Origin of the sequence: Janibacter hoylei PVAS-1, assembly GCF_000297495.1 — a bacterium.
GTDB classification, from domain to species: domain Bacteria; phylum Actinomycetota; class Actinomycetes; order Actinomycetales; family Dermatophilaceae; genus Janibacter; species Janibacter hoylei.
The window spans coordinates 1-7,039 of record NZ_ALWX01000091.1 but is presented as its reverse complement, the minus strand read 5'-3'; the positions used below and the strand labels follow the sequence as shown (position 1 = coordinate 7,039).

Annotated in this window: 5 protein-coding genes and 3 pseudogenes; 3 read left to right on the top strand and 5 right to left on the bottom strand. The window is 73.7% G+C overall.

The features are described 5' to 3' along the window. Positions 1 to 72: 72 nt before the first annotated feature. The 5 genes and pseudogenes from B277_RS14925 to B277_RS14905 form a co-directional block, all read right to left on the bottom strand. Positions 73 to 1,077 (bottom strand): protein kinase family protein, encoded by a 1,005-nt coding sequence (locus tag B277_RS14925; RefSeq protein ID WP_007929776.1) that lies wholly within the window; start codon positions 1,075 to 1,077, stop codon positions 73 to 75. 95 nt (positions 1,078 to 1,172) lie between these two features. Beyond that, complete coding sequence (gene murJ, locus B277_RS14920; RefSeq protein ID WP_007929775.1) at positions 1,173 to 2,846, bottom strand: murein biosynthesis integral membrane protein MurJ; 1,674 nt, start codon at positions 2,844 to 2,846, stop codon at positions 1,173 to 1,175. Beyond that, positions 2,847 to 3,455 (bottom strand): DUF6049 family protein, encoded by a 609-nt coding sequence (locus tag B277_RS19615; RefSeq protein WP_338009773.1) that lies wholly within the window; start codon positions 3,453 to 3,455, stop codon positions 2,847 to 2,849. It abuts the gene before it with no gap. Next, positions 3,359 to 4,879, bottom strand: coding sequence for a DUF6049 family protein (locus B277_RS20080; RefSeq protein ID WP_007929772.1), 1,521 nt, complete (start codon positions 4,877 to 4,879; stop codon positions 3,359 to 3,361). The genes B277_RS19615 and B277_RS20080 overlap by 97 nt, the downstream gene beginning before the upstream one ends. Next, positions 4,852 to 5,336 (bottom strand): annotated as a pseudogene (locus B277_RS14905) (NUDIX hydrolase). The gene B277_RS20080 and the pseudogene B277_RS14905 overlap by 28 nt, the downstream one beginning before the upstream one ends. A gap of 156 nt (positions 5,337 to 5,492) precedes the next feature. Between B277_RS14905 and B277_RS20410 the strand changes: the two are divergent. The 3 genes and pseudogenes from B277_RS20410 to B277_RS19310 form a co-directional block, all read left to right on the top strand. Further along, positions 5,493 to 6,008: pseudogene (locus tag B277_RS20410) on the top strand (esterase/lipase family protein); the annotation flags it as partial. A gap of 196 nt (positions 6,009 to 6,204) precedes the next feature. Then, complete coding sequence (locus B277_RS19315) at positions 6,205 to 6,456, top strand: hypothetical protein (protein ID WP_051988107.1); 252 nt, start codon at positions 6,205 to 6,207, stop codon at positions 6,454 to 6,456. Between the two features lie 159 nt (positions 6,457 to 6,615). After that, positions 6,616 to 7,039: pseudogene (locus B277_RS19310) on the top strand (hypothetical protein); the annotation flags it as partial.

The following is a 7,039-nucleotide window of genomic DNA, read 5'->3' as shown; positions in this document are numbered from 1 at the left end:
GCTGCTGCGGCGGCGGCCGCGGCGCGGCGCTCGCCGTGGTGGTCGTCGCCCTCGTCCTCGCTCTCCCGGCCGTCAGCGGTCCGGGACCCGGTGTGTCGCGTGGTGGTGGGCTCGGTGGCCGCCTCGCCGTCGTCGTGGGCCGGGAGGTCGCGACCAGGGGTGATGACGACTGTGTGGCGGCTGTCGCCGCGCGTGTCGATGGCCTGGGTGACGTCCTCGTCGCGGTCGGCGCCCTCGGCGAGCTCGGTGACGGCTGTCGCGGGGGTCTCCGCCGCCGCAGTGACCGTCGGCACGACCTGGGTGTCGGCCGACCCGGTGCGCACCGCGCCGGCGAGGGGGATGCGGGACCACGGCGCGATCTGGGCGGCGTAGTCGCCGGGCGAGTCCGGGCCGGTGTCGTCGCCGAGGGTCTCGCGGCAGATGGTGTCGAGGTCGCCTGGGACGGCCACCGCGAGGTGCGAAGGGGGGCGTCGGCGCGCCGTCGCTCGTCGGTGCGGCGGGCAGGCTGGTCGAGCCGGGCAGCGGCCAGGTGCCGGTGAGGCCGGCGTAGGCGAGGGCGACGATGGCGCGGGCGTCGTCGCGATCGGCCTCCTCGCCCTCGGTCTCGGTGCCGCCGAGGGCGGCGGAGGTGGCGAGGCCGCGCACCTTGACCCGCCCGTCGTGCGTCAGCAGGACGATGTCCGGGGTGAGGGCGAGGTGGTGCAGGCCGCGGGCCCGGGCGGCCTCGACTCCGGTGGCGATCTCGCCGGTGATGCGGCGGACCTCCTCGGCGGGCAGTCCGTCGGTGCCGATGGCCTCGGCGTAGGTGAGGGCGTCGGCGAGCGACTCCTCGGCGACCCAGGACAGGTCGCCCTCGGTGTCGACGTCGAGGATGCGGACGAGCTGGGCGGCCTCGACCCCGGCGGCCCGCCGTGCCGCGTCGAGGGCGGCGGGGGTGCTCGCGCCGTCGGTGGGCATGACGAGCAGCGTCACGTCGCGGTCGAGCGTCGTGTCCCTCGCGGTCCAGCGCTCGCCGCCCGCGATCTCCTCGATCCGGGATGCGACCGTGTATCGACCGAGCTCGGTCCCCGGGTTCACCCCGTGCACGTTGTCCCTCTCGTCGGTGGATGTCTGCCGCGCCATCCTAGGTGCCCGACCCGGTCGAGGTCGGGAGCCCGCCGCGGGGGGGCGCGTCAGCCGCGCCGCAGCCGTCGGGTGAGGGGGGCGAGTGTCTCGGTGACCTCGCGCACCCGCATCCGGGCGGCGAGGGCGAGGCTCAGGGCGAGGACGACGAGGGCGACGAGGGCGGTGACGACGACGGCCCCGGCCCAGGTGTCGGTGTCGAGGACCAGGTCGAGGCCGCGCAGGACGAGCCCGCCGCAGGCGGTGGCGGCGACGGTGGCGATGACGAGGCGGATGTTTTGCTGCAGGACGCGGCCGAGCTGGAGGGGGCCGAGCCGGCGGCGCAGCAGCCAGAAGCCGATCAGGGCGGCGGTGAGGTTGGAGACGGACTGCCCGATGCCGACCCAGGTCGCGACGTCCTCGGGGGGACGGGTGGAGCCGAAGAGGGTCACGGAGACCGCGACGAGGGTGACCACGAGCTGCAGGCCGAAGGGGGTGCGACCGTCCTCGTAGGCGTAGTAGGCCCGTTGGACGAGGAAAAACCAGCCGTAGGGCACGAGCCCGAGCATCATCGTCACGAGGACGCCCACCGAGGCGTCGGTCGCGGCGCGGGGGGTGCCGGGCAGGATCGCGGCGAGGACGAAGGGGGCGAGCAGCACCATGATCGCGGTGGCCGGGATCAGCACGACGGCGGGCAGGGTCATGCCGCGTCGCAGGTCGGCCGTGACGGCGGCGGTGTCGCGGTCGTGGGCGGCGTGGGAGAGCCGGGTGAAGAGGGCGGTGACGAGGGAGACCGTGATGAGCCCGTGGGGGAGCATGAAGAGCAGGTAGGCATTGGCGTAGGCGGTCAGGCCGGCGCCCTCGACGCCGAGGTGCTGGGCCTCGTAGGTCGCGGAGGTCAGGACGCGGGAGTTGACGAAGTAGCCGAGCTGGCCGACGGCGACGGCGGCGAAGGCCCACATCGCCATGCGTGAGGCGCTCCCGAGGCCGCTGCCCCGCAGGCCCCACACCGGCCGGTAGCGCAGGCCGGTGGCCCGCAGCGACGGGACGAGCACCAGCGCCTGCAGGGCGATCGAGAGGGTGGCCGAGCCGGCGAGGACGGCGATCATCGTCGGGCTCCAGTCGGCGACCGGGGCTCGCAGTGGGGCGTCGGTCAGCAGGAACCACGCGAGACCGGCGATCGCGACGACATTGGCCAGAGCGGGCGCCCACATGAACATGCCGAAGCGGCTGTGGGCGGTGAGGACCTGCCCGAAGAGGGTGTAGACGCCGTAGAAGAAGACCTGCGGCAGGCAGATGACGGCGAAGGCGGTCGCCAGGCCCCGCGAGGGTCCGTCCCAGCTGCCGGAGACGACCAGCTGCACGAGCAGGGGCGCGGCGAGGGTGAGGGCGAGGGTGACGGCCGCGAGCGTGGTCACGGCGATCGTCAGCAGTCGGTTGATGTAGACGGTGCCGCCGTCCTCGTGGCGCATGGCCTTGGTGATCTGCGGGACGATGACGGCGTTGAGCACCCCGCCGGCGATGAGCAGGTGGAAGATGTTGGGCAGCGTGTTGGCGGCATTCCAGGCGTCGGCCGGCACGAGGTTGAGGCCGACGACAGCGATGGTCAGGGTGTTGCGCACGAGGCCGAGCACCCGGGAGGCCAGGCTGCCGGCGGCCATGATCGCGCTCGAGCGCACGATCGAGGGCTGCTCACGGGTCGTCGTGGGCTCCACGTCGTCGGGCCCGGTGGGCGCCTGACTCATTCAGCTCTCCTCGGTGGGCTCGTCCGCGGTCCTCGGACGACGACCGCCCCGCACGGTACGCCACGTGCCGCCGGCCAGGAGGAGGGCGGCCGCGCCACCGATGACCCAGTAGATGGATGCGCCGGTCGGACGCACCTTGACGCGCAGGGTCGCGGGCGCGGTGACCTCGTGCCCTGAGGGGGTGGCGACCGAGACGTGGACGGGCACCTGCCCGGCGGCGAGGGCGCTGGCCTGGACGGTCACGGTGTGGCTGCCGCCGGGGCCGATCGTCACGGGCTCGGGGTCGTCGTCGATGCGCAGGGAGGGGTTGCCCGGGGAGAGGCGGACGACGAGGTTGGTCAGCTCGACGTCGGTGCGGTTGACGATCGTGATCTGCAGCCGACCCGTGTCGGCGAAGAAGTTGACGTCGCCGGACCGGACGACGACGTCATCGGCGGTGAGAGCGACCTCGTCGGTGACCTGTTGCTGCAGCGCCGCGTAGTCGCTCGGTGCGGTGCGCCACCGGGCGGAGGTCAGCTGGTGGAGGGTCGGCACGAGCTCGCGTCGCCAGGCCCGTCCGTCGGAGCGGACCGACGCGAAGGTGACCATCGCCTCCTGGTCGTCGGAGATCTGCTGGGCGCGGTTCTTGCTGAGCAGCGCGGCCCGAGGCGTGTCGGGCGTGGTGGCGCGGCGGATCTCGGTGCGCGTGCGGGGGGGTGCGGACCGGATCGGCGTCCTCGGCGGCGGTCAGGACGCTCGCGAGGTCCCCCTTCGTCACCCACGGGATGTCCCCGGAGGCGTCGCGCAGCTGTTCCCACGCATCGGGGTCCGGGGTGGTGCCGCGGTCGGGCACGACGAGCACGGTGCGGGGGGTGCCCGATCGTTCGGTGAGGATCGACGCGGTCTCGGCGACGAGCTGCTGCCGGGCGAGGACGACGTCGTCCGGGCCGGTCAGTCCGGCGACGAGCTCGGAGAGCGGGCCGTCGCGCACGACGAGCGGGGTCCCCCCGGTCGTGCGGACCCCGCCGGTGGCGGTGAAGCCGTCGGACTCGAGGCTGCTGCCGGGGACGAGGAGCGAGGTCGGGTCGGCGTGGAGGTCGTCGAGTGCCTCCGCCCGCTCGTCGGTGGCCAGACCGTCGGCAGGCCACAGGACGTCGCTGCGGGCGCCGAGCTCCTCGGCGACCGCGGCCCCGTCGGCGACGCGGGGGGCGGACGAGGCGGGCCGCGGCCCCGGAGCGGGCCCCGGCGGCGACGTCCGCGTCGGCGCCCGGGAGCACGAGGGTGCGCGACCCGACGATGCGGTCGCGCAGGGCGGTGGCACGCTCGGCGCGCACCCGCCGCTCGGCGGTGCGCGTGGTCTCCTCCTCGGGCACGTCGAGCAGGGTGGGGTCGATCAGCCAGGCCTCGTCACGGGCCGGAGGTTCGTCGGTGAGCCGGGCGAGCCGCGAGTCGGGGCCGACGGCCTCCGACCAGGCCTTGGCCCTCCCTTCGCCGTGGCCGAAGAGACGACGGTCGGCGGGCAGGCCGAGCGGGATGCCCCAGACGAGGCCGAGCGGCTCGTACTCCTTCGTCCGGTGGACCCCGATGAAGGTGTGCACCGCGGTCGTCTCCGTCTGGATGCTCACCCAGGCGGCGCCGGCGGAGGCGTCGGGCAGCAGGTCGTCGGCGTCGACCCGCAGGACGAAGGGGGTCGACCGTCCCGCCGGGAGGTCGTCGAGCGAGTCGTCGTCGAGGGAGGCCCCTTCGACGGGGCGGGTGCCCTCGGTCCAGGTGGCGATGTCCGAGCGGCGGCTGCCGGCCTGCTGCGGGACGAGCCGGACCGAGGGGCTCTCGAGGGTCTCGGTGCCGGTGTTGGTCAGTCGGCCGCGGACGGTGGCGCGGCCGTCACCGTCCGCGACGGGGGTCATGGAGGTGATCGTCAGCCGGGTGCCCGTGGCATCGGGCGCCTCGGGGGCAGCGGTCGAGGGCGCGGCAGCGACGGGGAGCACGACGAGCACCGCGAGCAGCAGGCCCGCGATGCGTGCGCTCAGCCGTCGCCGGCGAGCCGCTGCCACGCCTCCCTCGCGATGCGTCGCTCGTTGGGGAAGGTCAGGTGCCGGGGGGCGTCCCGCAGCGGCAGCCAGGCGACGTCGACGGCCTCGTGGTCGGGGTCGTTGTCGATCGTCAGGTATCCGCCGATGGCCTCGAGCAGGTAGTGGTGGACGAACTTGTGGATCCGCCGGTCGGGCGTGGCGAACCAGTAGTCGATGGTGCCGAGCTCGACGAGGACCCGCGCCTCGATGCCGGTCTCCTCCGCGACCTCGCGCGCGGCGGTCTCGACGAGGGTCTCCTCGCCCTCGATGTGCCCCTTGGGCAGGCACCACTCCAAGCGACCGGCCCGGTTGCGCCGCGCGATGACGGCGATGCGGGCCTCCCCTTCGTGCACGTCGACGACGACGCCCCCCGCGCGCTGCGCTCCTCGACCGCAGGCAGACGGCGCTGCGGTCCGGAGGTGGGAGCGGGGTGACTCATGTGGTCACTGTAGCCACCGCGCCCGTGGCTCCCCCGGGGAGCATGGTCCGGTGGCTCGGGGAGCGGGCGCGGCCTACCTACCGCTAGGTTCGGACGGCACCGCCGAGGACGTCGGTGCCGCCAGCGTCAGCGTCGACGCCGTCATCTGGAGCCCTCATGAGGTCATCTCTTCGCCGACTCGCCGTCTCCGCCGCCGCTGCAGCAGTGGCCTGCGGTGCGCTCTCCGCCGCACCGGCCAGCGCCGCACCGGCGGCTGCCGACGCCGCGCCCAAGGTCGGTCCCTACCAGCTGAACTTCAGCAGCAGCCTGCTCTACTCGCTCGTCTACCCGGACGCGCAGGCGCAAGGGGTCAACGACTGGGGGTGCGTGCCGCGAGCGGGTGAGCACCCGGTCGTCCTCGTCCACGGCACCTACGCCAACCAGTACAACTCCTTCGCCCGGATGGCGCCCGAGCTGCGATGGGCCGGCTACTGCGTGTACTCCTTCAACTACGGCACCGACGGCACGGATGCTGCGGCGCAGCTGCCCGGGGTGTACGGCACGACGGGGCTGTCGGACAACGGCGACGAGCTCGCCGCCTTCGCCGACACCGTGCGTGCGCGCACCGGGGCCAGCAAGGTCGACATGGTCGGCTGGTCGCAAGGCGGGACGATCATCACCGACGTGCTGAAGAAGCACGGCGGCGGTGGGGTCGACGACGTCGTGACCCTCGCCGGCAGCCACCACGGCACGACCCTGTCGGGTCTGGGGACGATCGCCGAAGCCGTGGGGGGCGACGGACCTCACCCGGGCCGGGCTGGGCCAGGCCGCCGTCGACCAGATCAAGGGCTCGGAGTACATCACCGCACTCACCGCCGACGGCGACACCGTGCCCGGGGTCGACTACACCGTCATCGGGACGAAGTACGACGAGGTGGTCACCCCCTACCGCAGCACCTTCCTCACTGCCGGTCCGGGAGCCACGGTCCGCAACATCACCGTCCAGGACGGCTGCGCGATCGACGTCAGCGACCACCTGTCGATAACCCACAGCCCCCGGGTCATCGACATCACCAAGCGCGCGCTCAGGGCCAACGGATCGGGGACCCTCCGCTGCCTGCCCAACGCGCCCGTCCTCTGACCCACCCCCTCGCCACGCATTTGCCTAGGGAAATACGGATCCCCCCGCGCATTTCCCTAGGCAGATGCGGACCCCCCGCATTTCCCTAGGGAAATGCGGACGGGGGGTGGGGGGCGGGGCGAAGGGAGCGGGCCCGGGCACCGCGTAGCCTTGGGCCCCATGTCCGACCCCGCCCTGCCCCCGGAGATCCTGCGCGCCGCGGTGGCCCACCTGGCTCCGACGGTCCCGCTCCTCACCGACCTGGGTGAGCGCTTCGCGGCGGGTGGGCACGAGCTCGCGCTCGTCGGCGGCCCGGTGCGTGACGCCTTCCTCGGGCGGACCAGCGGCGACCTCGACTTCACGACCTCGGCGTCGCCGGACGAGACCGAGGCGATCCTCGCCGACTGGGGCGACGCCCACTGGGACATGGGGCGCGACTTCGGGACGATCGGTGCACGCAAGGGCGCCGACGTCGTCGAGGTGACGACCTACCGGGCGGACGCCTACGACGGGACGACCCGCAAGCCCGTCGTCGCCTCGGCGACAACCTCGAGGACGACCTCGTCCGCCGCGACTTCACCGTCAACGCGATGGCCCTGMCGAC